Origin of the sequence: Neptuniibacter sp. QD37_6 (assembly GCF_047778085.1) — a bacterium.
Lineage (GTDB): Bacteria > Pseudomonadota > Gammaproteobacteria > Pseudomonadales > Balneatricaceae > Neptuniibacter.
Window position 1 is genome coordinate 2,861,252 of the sequence record NZ_CP180550.1, and the last position, 16,023, is coordinate 2,877,274.

Here is a 16,023-nt window from a genome sequence, read left to right on the forward strand (position 1 = left end):
GCTAGTACTAATGAGGTTTAGACATCATTTTTTCAAATTGAAGATAAGGCACTGGCCGACTACTTAGGTAGCCCTGGTAATAGTGACAGGATTTACTCTGCAAGAAAGCGAGCTGTTCTTGAGTCTCTACACCCTCTGCCAATACTTTAAAACCCAAGTTATGACCCATTGCTACAACGGTGGCCGCAATCACCATATCGTCCTTATCATGAGGAATATCTTCCACAAAGGATTTATCTATTTTAAGAACATCGATTGGGAATTTTTTAAGATATGCAAGTGAAGAGTAACCGGTACCAAAATCATCGATAGCTACTTTAACACCTAGTTCACGTAGCTGATGAAGCAGATCGATAAATTCTTGCTCTCTTTCCATCAACGCGCTTTCGGTAATTTCTAGCTCAAGATATTCTGCGGGCAACTCCGTTTGTTCAAGTACAGCAGTCACCAACTTACAAATATCGGTATGACGTAACTGCACGGCTGATAAATTCACAGCCATTGAGATCGGCTTAAATCCCTGATCCAACCATGACTTCATTTGCGTGCAACTTTGGCGCAGTACAAACAAACCAATCGGATTGATCAATCCAGTTTGTTCAGCCAACGGGATAAAATCAGCGGGTCTAATTAAACCCTTTTCCGGATCCTGCCAACGCACCAACGCTTCTGCACCAACTAACTCTCCCGTAGCGATATCAATTTGCGGCTGATAAAAAACCTCCAGCTCTTCATTATCAATTGCACGGGATAACCTTGCTTCCAATTCTAATCGACTACGGGCGTCACGCGTCAGCTCTTCAGTGAAATAATGAAAACAACCACGCCCTTCGTTCTTGGCTCTATACAATGCAGCATCCGCATGCTGTAACAATGCTTCTGCATCTTCACTTTGTGTCGGGTAGATACTGATTCCGACAGAACCACCAATCGCAACATCCACACCATTCTTCAAAGCCCAACGCTTACTGATAGCTTCAATCACTTCATTCGCAACTAAGCCAGCATCCTCAGGATGTTGAATATCCTCCAGTAACAAAGCAAATTCATCACCTCCCATACGGCAGACCAGATCAACTTGACGCAACCGGTCTTTTAGTAGTGCAGATACTTGTTGCAGTAATTCATCTCCTGCCGCATGACCAAAGCTATCATTCACGTCTTTAAAGCGATCCAAATCCAACAACAGCAAGGCCAACTGTTTACCATTTCGCTTTGCAACAGCTAAAGATTGCTCCAATCGAGATTGCAACATCAGTCGATTAGGCAGATGGGTCAACATGTCATGATGGGCTAAGTAATTAAGCTTTTTCTCAGATTCCTTAAGCTTAGATATATCTGAAAATACCCCTACATAATGGGTGACCTTCTGATTATCATTCGTTACCTGGCTAATACTCAGTAATTCAGGATAAACCGCACCATCCTTGCGACGATTCCATATCTCTCCCTGCCAACTACCTTTTTCCCTCAAACTATCCCACATCACCGCGTAAAACTGCTCATCATGTCGACCAGACTGCAGGATCTTAGCTGGCTGCCCAATCACTTCGTCACTGTCATATCCAGTTAACCGGCAAAAAGCTTTATTAACACGTTGAATCACCCCTGCTGCCGAGGTGATCATCACTCCTTCTGTTGTACTGCCAAATACAGCTGCAGCCTGACGCAGACGATCTTCCTGACTCCGGCGCTCAGTCACATCTTCTAATATGGCTAAGAAACCGCATTCTGTAGTAATCCCAGAAGCATGAATCAACTTCTGTTCTCCCCCTAAACAAGTCACCTTATATTCACTTAAAGGGATTTTATGGTCCGTTATACGTGCCTGTTCTATATAGTCAATCCAACGCTTACGTGCTTCATTCCGATATTCTAGGTCAGGGTGTACTAATGAAAACCAGTTTTCCAAATTAGGCACATGTTTCGCGGTATAACCTAATGTCGCTGTAAAAGCCCTATTAAGACTGATCAGTTGCCCATCAAACCCAACATAGGCCATTGGAACAGGCGACTGCTCAAACAACACTCTAAAACGCTGCTCGCTATCGCGAATCGAATCCATCGCCTGAAAACGCTCAGTCAGATCACGGGCAATAGCGACAACATAGTCCTTATGCCCAAAACGCACTAAGCGAGATTTAATTTCTACCGGAAAAACAGTTCCATCTAATCGACGATATTCAGTCGTGAATAACAGCTCTTTCTTTTTCCTTAATTCAGAGATATGACTCTCTAACCAATCATTCAGAGAATCGTTCGCGGTCGTTAAATCCACAATCCGCAGATTCAATAAATCAATATGGGAGATCGCCAAGCTTTTAGAAGCCTGCTCATTGGCATCCAAAATACGACCATCATCAGCGTCGATAATATAAATTGCATCGCTGACCTGCTCCACCAAACTCTGATAAAAATCGCGCTGTTCAATATCACGCAAACGCGTCTCAACATTGACTAAATCGCGACTTTTACGCTCTAAAGTTTCTTGTAGGTACTCAATATAGGAGCCCTGTAGAGATTTAGCGATATCGTGCCGCGTAAGAATGCCTTTTAGTGAACCATCATGCTCAACCACCACAAGACGGCGCACATGATTACTCTCCATCATTCGACTAGCGATTTGTAAAGGAAGGTCAGGTAAAACAGTTAACAGAGGCTTTGCCATAACCTCTCTAGCCAACACCTTGTCTATATCTAGGTTCTCGGTCGCCAATCGAACCATATCGCGTTCAGTTAAAATACCAACCGGACAGCCCTTATCTACAACCACCACACAGCTAATTTTTTCTGCACTCATCACAGAAAGCACAGAAGCTAGCGAAGCATCAGGATCAACCCCTTTGACACGGGGACTCATCGAATTAGCAACGGTTTTTAACTCAACTAGGTACTCCATTCCCATGTGGTGAAGAAAATCCCCCTCACTCACAAGCCCCAACAGTTTCCCTTCGTTGCCTACGACAACCAGATGTCGGACATTATTTTCCAACATCGTTTGATAAGCTTTGGCATAACCTAGATTAGAAGAAACAGTGATCACAGGCTGACTCATTACATCAGCCATACTTAAAGATGAGATAGCCTGATCATCAAGCATTAAACGAATAGCATCTTTCTCGGTAAAGATGCCGACCGGATTAGCGATATCGTCTATAGCAACAATGCTACTAATCGAATGCTTCTGCATGAGCGCTAGCACAGTTTTTAAGGGCGCATCCGGTGCAACAGTAATAACACTCGGCGTTAGAATCGCCTTTAACGGTGCCGCCTCTATTTCAATAGCATTCAAATTCATACATCAACCAATTCGAATAAGATCAAGCAATCAAGGGATGCTACCTAGATCAACAGGCAAAAACATTGATATCAGTGCTTATATCAGTCAATCCAAATACAATCAAAATAATGTATTTCAAAAATATCTTTCGTATAATTACACTTACCGATCTAGTTTAGGTACAAAAATTAGTATCTGACTAATAGTAAGCACTTATATTTTCAGTAAAAACAAAACAATTAGAGAGTGCTTAATAAAACTTTATACTGAGACTACGGTCACTTATGAAGTGCAGGTGAGGTAAATACGACTTGGAGTAAACAAAATTTTTCCAATGTAGGTATAATCGTCGACCTCTCTCGAACCCAAACTAATTTATGCGGGCAACACTCGATGAAGAAACAGATTCTTTTAGCTACAAGTCTAATGCTGAGCATTGGTACAACAAACCTAATGGCAGCCGATCTAGGCAAAGGTTCTTTAGCCTTTGACAAGCAAGACTATGCAACAGCACTTGAAGAGCTGAAGCCTCTGGCAAAAGAAGGCGATCCTGATGCACTCAACATGCTTGGTCAGATGTATGAAAACGGCTGGGGTGTAGATAAAGACGAATCCAAAGCACGCCGTTACTACAAACGCGGTGCTTCTCAAGGCCACATGGCTAACGTAAACAGCCTGCGTGCTCTAAAAGATAAAGAATACAAAGTTGAGCTAAAAACCGTTCAGCCTGCCGCTGAATCTGGTGATGCTCAAGCACAAAACCGTTTGGGTGAAATGGCAGAGTTCGGTTACGGCATGTCACGTAACGCTGATATGGCGATCGAGTGGTACCTAAAATCTGCCGATCAGGGCTATGTAGCTGCACAACACAACATTGGTCGCTGCTATAACTTCGGCACAGGGGTTGAGCAAAACTTCGAAGAAGCAGAACGTTGGTACCGCAAAGCAGCTAACCAAGGTCACACTGACGCGATGTTCTTCTTGGGTACACTGTACTCAAATAACCATGGTTCGCAAAAAGATCAGGATACAAACATCCTAGCTTACGCTTGGATGCACAATGCTGCTGAATTGGGTAACAAAACTGCACAAGCTATCGAAAAGCGTTTGGTAATGAAACTGAACCCAAGCGAGCTTGAAGAAGCCAAAGCATTAGCTGCAGAATACCGTAAAACGTACATTGCAGAATAAGCGCTACCAAATTTAAAAAAGGCGATCATCTGATCGCCTTTTTTATTGCCTAATCGCCCGCGGGTGGCGAAGCATAGCTCTTTCCATGTAAAATCTGCACTTAGATAGATCACTTTTAGCGGGCATTTTTCGCGATCCAGCAAGTTAAGCCCAGTCTTGAACTCGACCCTACACGTGTATTAATAAAATGAGCCGAGCATTTAAAGAAACTTATGCCGATATCAAAATCGCCAGCCCACTCAAACGCTTAGGCGCTTTTGTTTACGACTTGATGTTAGTCGCAGCCCTATTAATGGTCTCTACCGGTGTACTTATGACCATTAACGGCGGCGAAGCCCTAGATACCAGCCCTTACTTTGCCGTGTATCAGTCCGCTCTATTTATCATTGTTTACCTATTCCTATCCTTCTTCTGGATGCGCAACGGTCAAACCCTCGGCATGCTTGCTTGGCGTTTACGTGTACAAACCTCTGAAGGCTACCGCCTTAACTTCACTCAATCCCTAATACGTTACATTGTAGGCATCATCTCCTTATCCGCATTTGGCTTAGGTTTCCTTTGGATGTTTATCAACAAACAGAAGATGACATGGCACGACCTAGCGTCAGGTACACATGTGGTAGAACTACCGAAGAATGCGAAGATTTTAGAATAAAGGCAGGACGCCACTTCGTGGCTAGAGTAAAAGAAGGACGCTAACACTAGAGGACGGCTACGCCTAGAGAAAAAGATTTCAACACTGCTTGATTAGAGTATTGAGTATTTTTCTAATCTCTAATATTTCTTCAGCCCAACTTAGGGCTTTCTGCTTCGGTATAAAACCTACTTTTTGCCCAATTAGTATTTGCGTTCGCAGTTCTGCTGAAGAGCCTTTTGCATAGTATAGGAATTGCCTTTTTTCTTTAACGGAACTCCGTTCATACCCTTCGGCAATATTACTGGGAATAGACAGACCACTGCGCGTAATTTGGTCTTTGAAACCATAGTCCTTACAACTGGCAAGAACTAGGTAAAGCTCTATACTTAATCGGCAGGAACGTTTCCATACATCAAGATTCTCGTAACTCACAACAACCTCCATGTTGTTTATGTTTTAAGCCTTTTCTCTAGCTGCAAAGCAGCGTCCTCTAGGCGTAGCCGTCCTCTAGCCACGCAGTGGCGTCCTCTAGCGCCAGCGTCCTACTTAGCCCTATTAAGCAACCAGAAACCAAAGCCTGCACAAATAAGAATCGGGATGATCACCGCAACAAACGGTGCGAACCCAAATACGGCACTCGTAGGACCGAGGATGTCTTGAGTGAGTTTAAATGCGAGGCCGACGATGATACCGGTGATCAAGCGCTGTCCTAGGGTTACGCTTCGAAGTGGGCCGAAGATAAACGAAACAGCAACCAACACTAAAGCAAAAACAGCGAGTGGCAGGAGCAGCTTACTCCAGAAAGCGACGCGATATTGAGAGGATGCTAGGCCCTGCTCTTTGAGGTATTCACTGTAAGAAAGCAAACCACTCATCGATAGGTTAGTAGGCTGAACCATTACGACTTTTAACAGTTCAGGCGTTAAGCCACTTTCCCATACTTCGGATTCTAAGGTGGCCGTAGTCACAGTAGAGGTCGCTGGTGTCGCTCGATCTTCTGCCGATGGGAAACGGGTTTCACGAATATTTGTAAGTACCCACTTACCCTCTTCATAACGCCCTACTTTAGCATAGCTAGAGCGGGCAAGAGTCAGATCTTCATTGAACTCGTAACGACTTACGCCGCGAACAGAACCATCTGGAATAACGGCATTTATATGCAGGAATGTTCGCTCATCTCGGTGCCATACACGACTGGCATCATTAATCGCTCGGCTACCCGTTTGCGCCACTTGGCGATGACTCTGCGCCTGCTGCTCTGTATGGGGAACAACAAATTCACCAAGGCCCAATGCAAATACAATAATCAGCAACACTGGCTTCATTACTGACAGGATAATCCCTAAAGTCGAGATACCTGCTGCACGCATAACCGTAAGTTCAGAACTCGATGCAAGGATACCCAAACCTAACAAGCAGCCGATCAAGCTTGAGAGAGGAATAAACTCATAAATACGGCGCGGCAAAGTTAGCAGAGAGTACTCTACCGCAGCAGCAAAGGTATAGCTGCCTTCAACATCTTTAAGTTCTTCAACTAGAGCAAACAACATATCTAGCCCTGCAACCACCAGCAGAACCACCAAGAAGCCACCTAAGACATGACGTGCGATATACAGATCTAATAGCTTCATGATGTTTTCTTACTCCATGGCATACGTAAAGTCGGCATAGGAATTTGGTTAAAGATCCGACTCCAGAAACGGCCAAAAGCAATCATATTTAGCGCAAACAAAGCAAAAACAAGATGCACCATCCAGATCGCAATCGGCGCAGCCTCATCGTCACTCACTTTACTGGTCATATTGCTCAGAATGGTGAGGTATAGAAGATAGATAATGATCGACGGAACTAGACGTGCAAAACGCCCCTGGCGTGGATTAACCCGACTCAAAGGCACCGCCAATAAGGTAACCACAATAGCCAAAACAGGTAGAGATAAGCGCCAATTTAACTGCGCACGATGCTTAGGCTCATCCGAACCCCACAACACTGATGTTGGCAAAGCTTCTACTTTGTCGTAACGAATCTCTTGGTTTTTACGCTCCACTTCAGAGCCGTAACGTTTAAACCCAAGCTCAGTATAATCAGCCTTACCCGGTACACCTTCGTAACGGAAACCATCCTCTAGTACTAAGAATCGCTGATCCCGCTCGGTATCCGTTAGCATATTGCCGGATTCAGCTAAGGTAATTTGTAGGCGATTAGTGCTCTTATTTCGGTCTGCCATAAAGACCAAACCGAGCTCACCATCCTTACTCACAGAATCGGTATAGGTAACTCGAGCACTGTTTTGATTTTTTTGGAAACGCCCTGGAACAAGGCTTTCTAGTTCACTGCGACTTTCTTGTTCATCAAAGATTTTATTTGTTTCAGAAGCGCCGTAAGGAGAAACAAAAACAGATAGAACGCCGACAACAACAGCCACAAGCAGAGCAGGCCCCATGGAATAAGCCACTAATCGTTTCTGACTCATCCCGCAAGCTTCTATAACTGTCATCTCACTCTCAAGATAAAGACGACCATAACCCAGCAAGAAGCCAAGAAATAAACCTAAGGGCAGAATCAGTTCAAGGAATCCCGGTAAGCGATACCCCATAATGGCAAACAACACACTCGGATCTAATTCACCAGCTGCGGCCTTGGAAAGGTATCTAACAAAACGTCCACTCATGATGATGACGAGTAAAACCGAACTCACCGCCAACATGCTGAGTAGCACTTCTCGAGATAAATAACGAAAAACGATCACTCTATGTCCCTACGAAACTGTTACCGACACAAAAATGGTTTATATTATGGGCCTTTACAGCGGAAATTATCTGTCAAAGCCTAGGTACTGAGTTTTAAGTATCGGCATTATCCTTTAATCCGCACCTAATGTCTTGTTTAGACGGCTGCTGGCCGTGAGTTTGGAGCTAACATGGATTTTGAAATTGTAAATGGTGAGATTCAGTCACTAGAAACAGAATGTCTAGTCATCGCAGTTGAAGCTGATGGCAACCTATCCCCTGCAGCGAAAGCAGTCGACAGCGCCAGCTCTGGATACATCAGCGAAATCATCAACCAAGGTGATATCAGCGGCAAAACAGCACAAACACTTTTACTGCACAAAGTACCGGGCGTAACAGCTAAGCGCGTATTGCTGGTTGGTTTCGGTAAAGAAGAAGATCGTAACAACCGTAATCTACGTAAAGCCGTAACCGCGGTTATGGGCATCGTTAAAGGCACTGGCGTAAGCAGCGTAACATTTGCGCTAGATTGCAAGCTAAGCGACGACGCTGATCAATACCGTCAACTACGTCATGTTGTTGAATGGGCAGGCGCTGAGCTTTACGTTTATGACGAAACTAAGAGCAAAAAAGCGGACCCTCTAAAACTGGAACAGATTGCTCTAGTTGTTAACGATGGTGATGCAGAAGTGGCAGAAACAGCCCTTTTAGACGGTACAGCGATCGTCAACGGCATGAGCATTGCTCGCGACCTAGGCAACCTACCAGGCAACATCTGTACGCCGACTTACCTAGCTGAGCAAGCACTAGAACTAGACGACGAATTTGAAAGCCTAACAGCAACCATCGTTGATGAAGACGAGATGGCTGAACTGGGCATGCATTGCCTACTTTCTGTAGGCAATGGTTCTGAGCAGCCTTCCAAACTGATTGTTATGGAATACAAAGGCGGCGAAGAAGGCGATAAGCCACACGTACTTGTAGGTAAAGGCATTACCTTCGATACAGGTGGCATCTCTTTGAAGCCAGGCGCTGGCATGGACGAGATGAAATATGACATGTGTGGTGCGGCAAGCGTATTCGGTGCAATGACTGCGCTATGTGAGATGGAGCTACCGATCAACGTTGTTGGTATCGTTGCTGCAGCTGAAAACATGCCAAGTGGCCATGCAACTAAGCCTGGCGACATCGTAACGACAATGTCTGGTCAAACTGTTGAGATCCTAAACACTGACGCTGAAGGCCGTTTGGTTCTTTGCGACGCGCTTACTTACGCAGGCAAATTTGAGCCAGCATCGGTTGTAGATATCGCAACACTAACTGGTGCGTGCATCATCGCACTAGGTCACCACGCTACTGGCGTACTATCTAACAACGACGATCTAGCACAGGAACTTATGCAAGCAGGTAACCAAGCAGCAGATAAAGCTTGGCAGCTACCGCTATGGGATGAGTTCCAAGAGCAACTAGATTCTAACTTTGCCGATATCGCAAATATCGGTGGTCGCCCAGGCGGCACAATCACTGCAGCGTGCTTCCTATCTCGCTTCACTAAAGAGTACCGTTGGGCTCACTTGGATATCGCTGGTGTTGCTTGGCATAGCGGTGGTAAAAACAAAGGCGCTACAGGCCGCTGTGTACCACTACTAACTCAGTACCTGCTAAACCAGTCAGCAGACGAGGAATAAGCCTCAGGCTTAGTAACCGATGACCAGTAAAGCTGATTTCTATGTACTACCTTCTAGCGACCCGGATGCCCGTGGTCGCTTCCTTTGCCGTTTAGTCGAAAAGATCCGTGCGCTAGGGCACCAACTTTACATCCAAACCGCAAACGAAAGTAAAGCCAAACATATTGATCAGCTTCTCTGGGAATACCGCCCCGAAGCGTTTATCCCTCATCAACTGGTAGGCGAAGATCTCCAAGCCGGCGTACAAATCGGCTGGGATCAACAACGCCCAGAACATAAAGACGTGTTCGTTAATCTGAATTTAGATATTCCTGAAGACGCACTCGGATTCGACCGAATCTTAGAAGTCGTCGTACAAACAGAAGACGTCCTTACCTCAACTCGTAAGAACTACAAGCTTTATCAATCTAATGACATCCAGATTGATATGCATGATATGCGCCCTAAGCCGAAGGGGTAGAGGACGGCTTCGCCTAAAGGTCGCTTCGCTTGTAGGACGCAGCAAAGCTGCTAGAGGACGCAACTTCGTTGCTAGAGAAAAAACCTCTATAGGAATTAAGGGATTAGTTTTTAATATTTCTAAGTAATACGATCCTCAATGACCATACCCTCGAATCATTTCGAATCTTCACAATACTTATAATTTTTTTAATCTTTTTCTCTAGCTGCGTAGCAGCGCCCTTCTTTTCCTCTAGTGGCGAAGCCACGTCCTCTAGCCATGAAATGGCGTCCTAAAAGGCGAAGCCGCTCTCTAGCGTAAGCGTCCTTCTTTTCCTATAGGCGAAGCCGTCCTCTAGCAGCTTTGCTGCGTCCTGCCCTTCAAGCCACAACCGTCCCTTTCCCGCCAGACTTTTTATGCCCACGCGTTTCTTCAATCAGGAACTTAAGCCAGCGCATATACGGCGTACCACCTGTGCCTTGTTGATCATTACAGCGGCGTGCGATGTATTTAATCGCCCAGTGATAATGCACTTCGCGGAAGCAGGCCATCAGTTCTAACACTGCATCAAACTTATCGGAGTTTGCCACGGTTTTAACATCAGGCATGGCGCGTACTTGCTCCAACATAACCCGATGATCGACAGGCATGTACTGACGCATATCGTACAAATGTCGGGTTAAGCGATTATCTTGGTGAGGGATTTTCATAAACTCTGTGAGTAACGGCATGATTGAGCTTTGTGCGCCGGTTTCACCTCGATAGCTGATCGGATCTATATTCACACCTTCATACACCACCTCTTGGAACTGGCCGATATAAGGGCGGAATTTAGAGAAATACAGTTCATCCGACATACGCTCAGGAATTCGTTGTAATACCTGAATAATCGAGGTCATCGCCATGGCGATCTTATCTAAAGCAGCATCCACATCTCTAGGCTGAACCTCACCTTGTAAACTTAAAACCGCATCCAAAATATCCGCTGCCAAAGCCTCTATTTCGATATGGACCAAGATAAACCAATGCTCATCGTAGAGATGAACAAAGTTCTGAATCGTATCGATATTACCCAGTTGAACTGGCTTACGAATATCAAACCGTCGCCAATTAAACAGCGCGTAACCGTCGTAACTCAAGATGGGTGGTCGCTGCATCAGCTTAGCAATTTTGCATAAAGGGCGAGCAAGGTTAGCAGGCAAAGAGTGACAATTAGGTTGTCCTATTTGATTGATATAACCCGACGCGATAAAACCCAACCTGACATAGTAAAGGCACGCTTGCGGCCAAAGGTCATCAGGGATATTGATATAGGGCCAATCGGGAACAAACACTCGACGCAGATAGTTTCGAGCATCCTTTTCTAATAACAAACTCGGTAACGAATTACCTACCGTATCCAGTACCGCATAAGGCTCCCCCAGAACCAATTCAGTCGCCGGATCCTGACAAGGTAAAAAACCGCGTGTGGCATAACATTGTTTCATGTTCGTACCTCCGCACTAACTTTGATACTTATAAGTATAGAAGTATCAATACAGGACGCAGCAAAGCTGCTAGAGAACGCTTCGCGCTTAGGACGCTAGCGCTAGAGGACGGCTTCGCCTAGAGAAAAACATAACCCTCAATGCACTTTTAACATACAGCTCGTTTTTTTTGCGTTTTTTTCTCTAACTGCGTAGCGGTGTCCTCTAGTGGCGTAGCCACATCCTCTAGCCATGAAATGGCGTCCTCTAGGCGCAGCCGTCCTTCTTTCCCTCTAGCTGCGTAGTAGCGCCCTCTAGTGGCGTAGCCACGTCCTCTAGCCATGAAATGGCGTCCTCTAGGCGTAAGTCGTCCTTCTTTTTCTCTAGCTGCGTAGCAGCGCCCTCTAGTGGCGTAGCCACGTCCTCTAGCCATGAAATGGCGTCCTCTAGGCGCAGCCGTCCTTCTGTTCCTCTAGCTGCGTAGCAGCGTCCTCTAGTGGCGTAGCCACGTCCTCTAGCCATGAAATGGCGTCATCTAGGCGCAGCCGTCCTTCTTTCTTAAGCTATTAGCAAAGCCGCGCCCTATCGTCTTCCTCGCCCTAGCTACTGCTCACTAATATCCTGTATAATGTTGGACTTTATGCGTGCTGCCCACGGCAACTCTCGGGCAGCCTAATTCGACAGATTTTCAGAAGACTCAGAGCGCAATGGATACGACTTACCAGCCGCACGAAATCGAGAAATCCTGGTACAAAACCTGGGAAGACAACAACTACTTCGCACCTCAAGGCGAAGGTGACTCTTACTGCATCATGATTCCGCCACCGAACGTCACCGGTAGCCTGCACATGGGTCACGCTTTCCAGCACACCATCATGGATGCTCTAACTCGTTATAAGCGCATGCAGGGTAAAAACACGCTGTGGCAGGTAGGTACAGACCACGCAGGTATCGCTACTCAGATGGTTGTTGAGCGTAAGCTTGCGGCTGAAGAGCAAAAGTCCCGTCACGATCTAGGTCGTGATGCCTTCATCGAAAAAATCTGGGAATGGAAAGAAGAGTCCGGCGGTACGATTACTCGCCAGATGCGTCGCCTAGGTAACTCTGTAGATTGGGCGAACGAGCGCTTCACAATGGACTCTGGTTTCTACCATGCAGTTCAAGAAGTATTTATCCGCCTGTATGACGAAGGCTTGGTTTACCGCGGTAAGCGCCTAGTAAACTGGGATCCTAAACTTCACACTGCGATCTCTGATCTAGAAGTTGAGAACAAAGAAGTCAAAGGCAAGATGTGGTACCTACGTTACCCACTGGCTGATGGCGTTAAAACTGCCGCTGGCGAAGACCACATTGTTGTAGGTACGACTCGTCCGGAAACCATGCTAGGTGATACCGGTGTTGCGGTTAACCCTGAAGATGAACGCTACAAAGATCTGATCGGCAAAGAGATCGTTCTTCCGCTTGTTGGCCGTCGTATTCCAATTGTTGGCGACGAACACGCTGACATGGAAAAAGGCACAGGTTGCGTAAAAATCACCCCTGCACACGACTTCAACGATAACGAAGTGGGCAAGCGTTGCAATCTACCAATGATCAACGTCCTAACCTACAACGCTGATATTCGCGAAGAAGGTGAAGGCTTTAACACTGACGGTACGCCAAACAACGATATCGACACTAACATCCCGGAAAAATACCGTGGTATGGAGCGCTTTGCAGCGCGTCGTGAAATCGTTGCAGATTTCGAAGCAGCTGGCCTGCTAGTTAAGATCGAAGAAAACGACATGACGGTTCCTTACGGCGACCGTGGTGGCGTAGTTATCGAGCCAATGCTAACTGACCAGTGGTTTGCTGATGCTAAGACACTAGCAAAACCAGCGGTTGAAGCAGTAGAAAAAGGCGATATCAAATTTGTACCACAGCAGTACGAGAACATGTACAACGCTTGGATGCGCGACATTCAAGACTGGTGTATCTCTCGTCAGCTTTGGTGGGGCCACCGTATTCCAGCCTTCTACGATAACGAAGGCAACGTATACGTAGCGAACGACAAAGAAGCAGCTCGCGAAAAATACGGTCTAGATCCAGAAGTTGAACTACGTCAGGACGATGACGTTCTAGATACATGGTTCAGCTCGGCACTATGGACATTCGGCACACTAGGCTGGCCTGAAAATACTCAGCGCCTACAAACGTTCCACCCGACTGATGTGCTAGTTACCGGTTTCGACATCATCTTCTTCTGGGTGGCACGCATGATCATGATGACCATGCACTTCATGAAAGATGAAGACGGCAACCCACAAGTACCATTCAAAACTGTTTACGTGACCGGCCTAATCCGTGACGAAAACGGCGACAAGATGTCCAAGTCTAAAGGTAACGTACTAGACCCACTGGACATGATCGACGGCATCGAGCTAGATACGCTGCTAGAAAAGCGTTGCGGCAACATGATGCAGCCACAACTAGCTGAGAAGATCGGCAAACGTACTAAGAAAGAGTTCCCAGAAGGCATTCAGGCACACGGTACTGACGCACTTCGCTTCACCCTTGCTGCACTGGCTTCGACTGGCCGTGACATCAACTGGGATATGAAGCGTCTAGAAGGTTACCGTAACTTCTGTAACAAGATCTGGAACGCAGCACGTTACGTGCTAATGAACACTGAAGGTGAAGATTGCGGTCAGGATGCTAATGCTGACGTTGAGCTATCTCTAGCTGATCGCTGGATCGCTAGCCGCCTACAAGCAGTAGAAGCTGAAGTGGTTAAACACTTCGACGAGTACCGTTTCGACATGGCTTCTAAGTCACTATACGACTTCATCTGGAACGACTACTGTGCATGGTACCTAGAGCTATCTAAGCCAGTATTGTGGGACGAAGATGCATCCGAAGCAGCGAAGCGCGGCACACGCCGTACCCTAGTTCGTGTACTGGAATCTATCCTACGTCTGTCTCACCCAATCATGCCGTACATCACAGAAGAGATCTGGCAGCAAGTTAAAGGTCTAGCCGGTGTTGAAGGCGACACCATCATGACTCAGGCTTACCCTGTACCAAGCACTGACAAGATCGATAACGATGCAGAAGCTGAGATCGAATGGCTACAAGGCGTTATCACTGGTGTACGTAACATCCGTGGTGAAATGGGCATCTCCCCTGCTAAAGAGCTAGACGTACTGTTCCAGAACGGTGGTGATCTAGACAAGCAACGTCTAGAAGCTAACCGTACCTTCCTATCTAAACTAGCGTCCCTAAGCAGCATCACCTGGCTAAATGCCGGTGACGAAGCGCCAATGGCAGCTACTCAGCTAGTAGGCGATATGGAAGTATTGGTACCAATGGCCGGCCTAATCAACAAAGATGCTGAACTTGCTCGTCTACAGAAAGAACTAGACAAGCTACAGAAAGAGATCAGCCGTGTTGAAGGTAAGCTAGGTAACGAGAAATTCGTATCCAATGCACCAGAAGCAGTTATCGCGAAAGAGCGTGAGAAACTTGCAGGCTCTCAAGCAGCATTCGATAAGCTAAAAGAGCAATACGGTAAGATCGAAGCGCTTTAAGAACAGTTGCTAGTTGCTAGTTGCTAGTTGCTAGAAAAAGCTTAAACAGAAAGCTCAGGCTTAGGTCTGGGCTTTTTTATTTCGTCATTCCAGCGAAGGCTGGAATCCAAGGTTTTCAGCCGCAAGAATAAGAAAGCGAAACTAAGAGAAACTGTTCTTATCTCCCTTCAATCAGAATTCTTCGTCTTAGTGTACCTTCAGGTGCCAACTCACCCACCGCATCTAAGAAGCGCTGTCTTTCATCGGTAGAAAGGTAGTGTTTACCTCCTGCCAACCAAACCTCTTCATGATCCACCACCTTACCGATAATAATTGGCTGTTCAGCATTGAACATACCCAAAAGTGACAGCCCTTCATTGCAGGGGGTATACCAGGCGACATTATCCCTTCTGGAAAGCACACGTTTAACCAAACGCGGATCATCAAAAGGAATTAAATTCGCAAAACCTAGCTCCACTAATTTCTGCTGATGAGAAGACCCACGCCAAACCATAATCCCTTCGGCAAGCTTAGCCTCCTCAAAGGAATTCATAGGACGAGTCGAAGAGATAAAGCAGATCGGCACTTCCCATAGTTTCGCCAACCAACTAAAGCGCTCTTCTCGCTCGGACGTACGGGTAAATGGGAAAAGAAGATATTTCTTGGATTTTTCCGTTTCTAACACAGCGCGGGACCACGGCACGATGCGGTAATCTATTGTTACTCCAGCTTTGCTCGCGGCTTGAGCAAAGAAATCCGGATAGATCCCCTCTATCATGCCCTCTCTTTTCTCCAAAAGACCGGACATCAACTCCGTAGAGATGAGCGTCACTCCTGAATGATTATCCGCCCACGCAGGGTTATTTACATTCAGTAGCAAGAACATAGATAGAAAGAGGGTTCTGATCTTCATTAGAGCTGCACCACTAGATCTACAAAAAGCTGTATGTAGTCTAGCAATGAAATGGGGGGCTCGCTTTGGATCAGAGCGCTTCGCTTCCAGAACGCTTCGCGCTTAGGACGCGGCTTCGCCGCTAGGGAACATGCG

The 16,023-nt window shown here is 46.2% G+C and carries 12 protein-coding genes; 5 read left to right on the top strand and 7 right to left on the bottom strand.

Annotated features, from left to right (window positions below; genetic code table 11):
* Nucleotides 1–7: 7 nt before the first annotated feature.
* Entirely contained in the window at nt 8–3,298 is a 3,291-nt protein-coding gene (locus ACMXYO_RS13685) for an EAL domain-containing protein (protein WP_415885647.1), read from the bottom strand.
* 375 nt (nt 3,299–3,673) lie between these two features.
* Here ACMXYO_RS13685 and ACMXYO_RS13690 point away from each other — a divergent pair, with 375 nt between their 5' ends.
* Together ACMXYO_RS13690 and ACMXYO_RS13695 are read left to right on the top strand one after the other, a co-directional pair.
* Nucleotides 3,674–4,471, top strand: coding sequence for a tetratricopeptide repeat protein (locus tag ACMXYO_RS13690; protein ID WP_415885648.1), 798 nt, complete (start codon nt 3,674–3,676; stop codon nt 4,469–4,471).
* A 187-nt stretch (nt 4,472–4,658) separates the two neighbouring features.
* Nucleotides 4,659–5,126: an RDD family protein gene (locus tag ACMXYO_RS13695; RefSeq protein WP_415885649.1), complete on the top strand. Its 468-nt coding sequence runs from the start codon at nt 4,659–4,661 to the stop codon at nt 5,124–5,126.
* A 78-nt stretch (nt 5,127–5,204) separates the two neighbouring features.
* Here ACMXYO_RS13695 and ACMXYO_RS13700 read toward each other — a convergent pair whose 3' ends face one another.
* The 3 genes from ACMXYO_RS13700 to lptF all read right to left on the bottom strand — a co-directional run bounded on the left by ACMXYO_RS13700 (nt 5,205) and on the right by lptF (nt 7,857).
* A complete protein-coding gene (locus ACMXYO_RS13700) occupies nt 5,205–5,540 on the bottom strand; it encodes a four helix bundle protein (protein WP_415885650.1) in 336 nt (111 codons plus the stop codon).
* Between the two features lie 110 nt (nt 5,541–5,650).
* Complete coding sequence (gene lptG / locus ACMXYO_RS13705) at nt 5,651–6,739, bottom strand: LPS export ABC transporter permease LptG (RefSeq protein ID WP_415885651.1); 1,089 nt, start codon at nt 6,737–6,739, stop codon at nt 5,651–5,653.
* Complete coding sequence (gene lptF, locus ACMXYO_RS13710; RefSeq protein ID WP_415885653.1) at nt 6,736–7,857, bottom strand: LPS export ABC transporter permease LptF; 1,122 nt, start codon at nt 7,855–7,857, stop codon at nt 6,736–6,738. Before lptF ends, lptG begins: the two co-directional genes overlap by 4 nt.
* A 171-nt stretch (nt 7,858–8,028) precedes the next feature.
* Here lptF and ACMXYO_RS13715 point away from each other — a divergent pair, with 171 nt between their 5' ends.
* Together ACMXYO_RS13715 and ACMXYO_RS13720 are read left to right on the top strand one after the other, a co-directional pair.
* Entirely contained in the window at nt 8,029–9,525 is a 1,497-nt protein-coding gene (locus ACMXYO_RS13715) for a leucyl aminopeptidase (RefSeq protein WP_415882268.1), read from the top strand.
* A 19-nt stretch (nt 9,526–9,544) separates the two neighbouring features.
* Nucleotides 9,545–9,985, top strand: coding sequence for a DNA polymerase III subunit chi (locus ACMXYO_RS13720; RefSeq protein ID WP_415885654.1), 441 nt, complete (start codon nt 9,545–9,547; stop codon nt 9,983–9,985).
* Nucleotides 9,986–10,344: 359 nt separating this feature from the next.
* On the opposite strand, the gene ACMXYO_RS13725 is transcribed toward ACMXYO_RS13720, so the two are convergent.
* Both ACMXYO_RS13725 and ACMXYO_RS13730 read right to left on the bottom strand, forming a co-directional pair.
* Nucleotides 10,345–11,451 (bottom strand): hypothetical protein, encoded by a 1,107-nt coding sequence (locus tag ACMXYO_RS13725; RefSeq protein ID WP_415885656.1) that lies wholly within the window; start codon nt 11,449–11,451, stop codon nt 10,345–10,347.
* A gap of 148 nt (nt 11,452–11,599) precedes the next feature.
* The gene (locus tag ACMXYO_RS13730; RefSeq protein ID WP_415885657.1) at nt 11,600–11,863 is read right to left on the bottom strand and encodes a hypothetical protein; all 264 of its coding nucleotides are present in this window, start codon (nt 11,861–11,863) and stop codon (nt 11,600–11,602) included.
* 274 nt (nt 11,864–12,137) lie between these two features.
* Here ACMXYO_RS13730 and ACMXYO_RS13735 point away from each other — a divergent pair, with 274 nt between their 5' ends.
* Nucleotides 12,138–14,996, top strand: coding sequence for a valine--tRNA ligase (locus tag ACMXYO_RS13735; protein ID WP_415885658.1), 2,859 nt, complete (start codon nt 12,138–12,140; stop codon nt 14,994–14,996).
* 157 nt (nt 14,997–15,153) lie between these two features.
* Here the strand turns inward: ACMXYO_RS13735 and ACMXYO_RS13740 are convergent, their stop codons facing one another.
* Nucleotides 15,154–15,888: a hypothetical protein gene (locus tag ACMXYO_RS13740; protein ID WP_415885659.1), complete on the bottom strand. Its 735-nt coding sequence runs from the start codon at nt 15,886–15,888 to the stop codon at nt 15,154–15,156.
* Between the last annotated feature and the right edge of the window lie 135 nt (nt 15,889–16,023).

Bases quoted from the DNA above. Each gene is read 5' to 3' on its own strand.
- ACMXYO_RS13685 (WP_415885647.1), bottom strand. From the start codon at position 3,298: ATGAATTTGAATGCTATTGAAATAGAGGCGGCACCGTTAAAGGCGATT.
- ACMXYO_RS13690 (WP_415885648.1), top strand. From the start codon at position 3,674: ATGAAGAAACAGATTCTTTTAGCTACAAGTCTAATGCTGAGCATTGGT.
- ACMXYO_RS13695 (WP_415885649.1), top strand. From the start codon at position 4,659: ATGAGCCGAGCATTTAAAGAAACTTATGCCGATATCAAAATCGCCAGC.
- lptG (WP_415885651.1), bottom strand. From the start codon at position 6,739: ATGAAGCTATTAGATCTGTATATCGCACGTCATGTCTTAGGTGGCTTC.
- ACMXYO_RS13715 (WP_415882268.1), top strand. From the start codon at position 8,029: ATGGATTTTGAAATTGTAAATGGTGAGATTCAGTCACTAGAAACAGAA.
- ACMXYO_RS13720 (WP_415885654.1), top strand. From the start codon at position 9,545: ATGACCAGTAAAGCTGATTTCTATGTACTACCTTCTAGCGACCCGGAT.
- ACMXYO_RS13725 (WP_415885656.1), bottom strand. From the start codon at position 11,451: ATGAAACAATGTTATGCCACACGCGGTTTTTTACCTTGTCAGGATCCG.
- ACMXYO_RS13730 (WP_415885657.1), bottom strand. From the start codon at position 11,863: ATGGCTAGAGGACGTGGCTACGCCACTAGAGGGCGCTGCTACGCAGCT.
- ACMXYO_RS13735 (WP_415885658.1), top strand. From the start codon at position 12,138: ATGGATACGACTTACCAGCCGCACGAAATCGAGAAATCCTGGTACAAA.
- ACMXYO_RS13740 (WP_415885659.1), bottom strand. From the start codon at position 15,888: ATGAAGATCAGAACCCTCTTTCTATCTATGTTCTTGCTACTGAATGTA.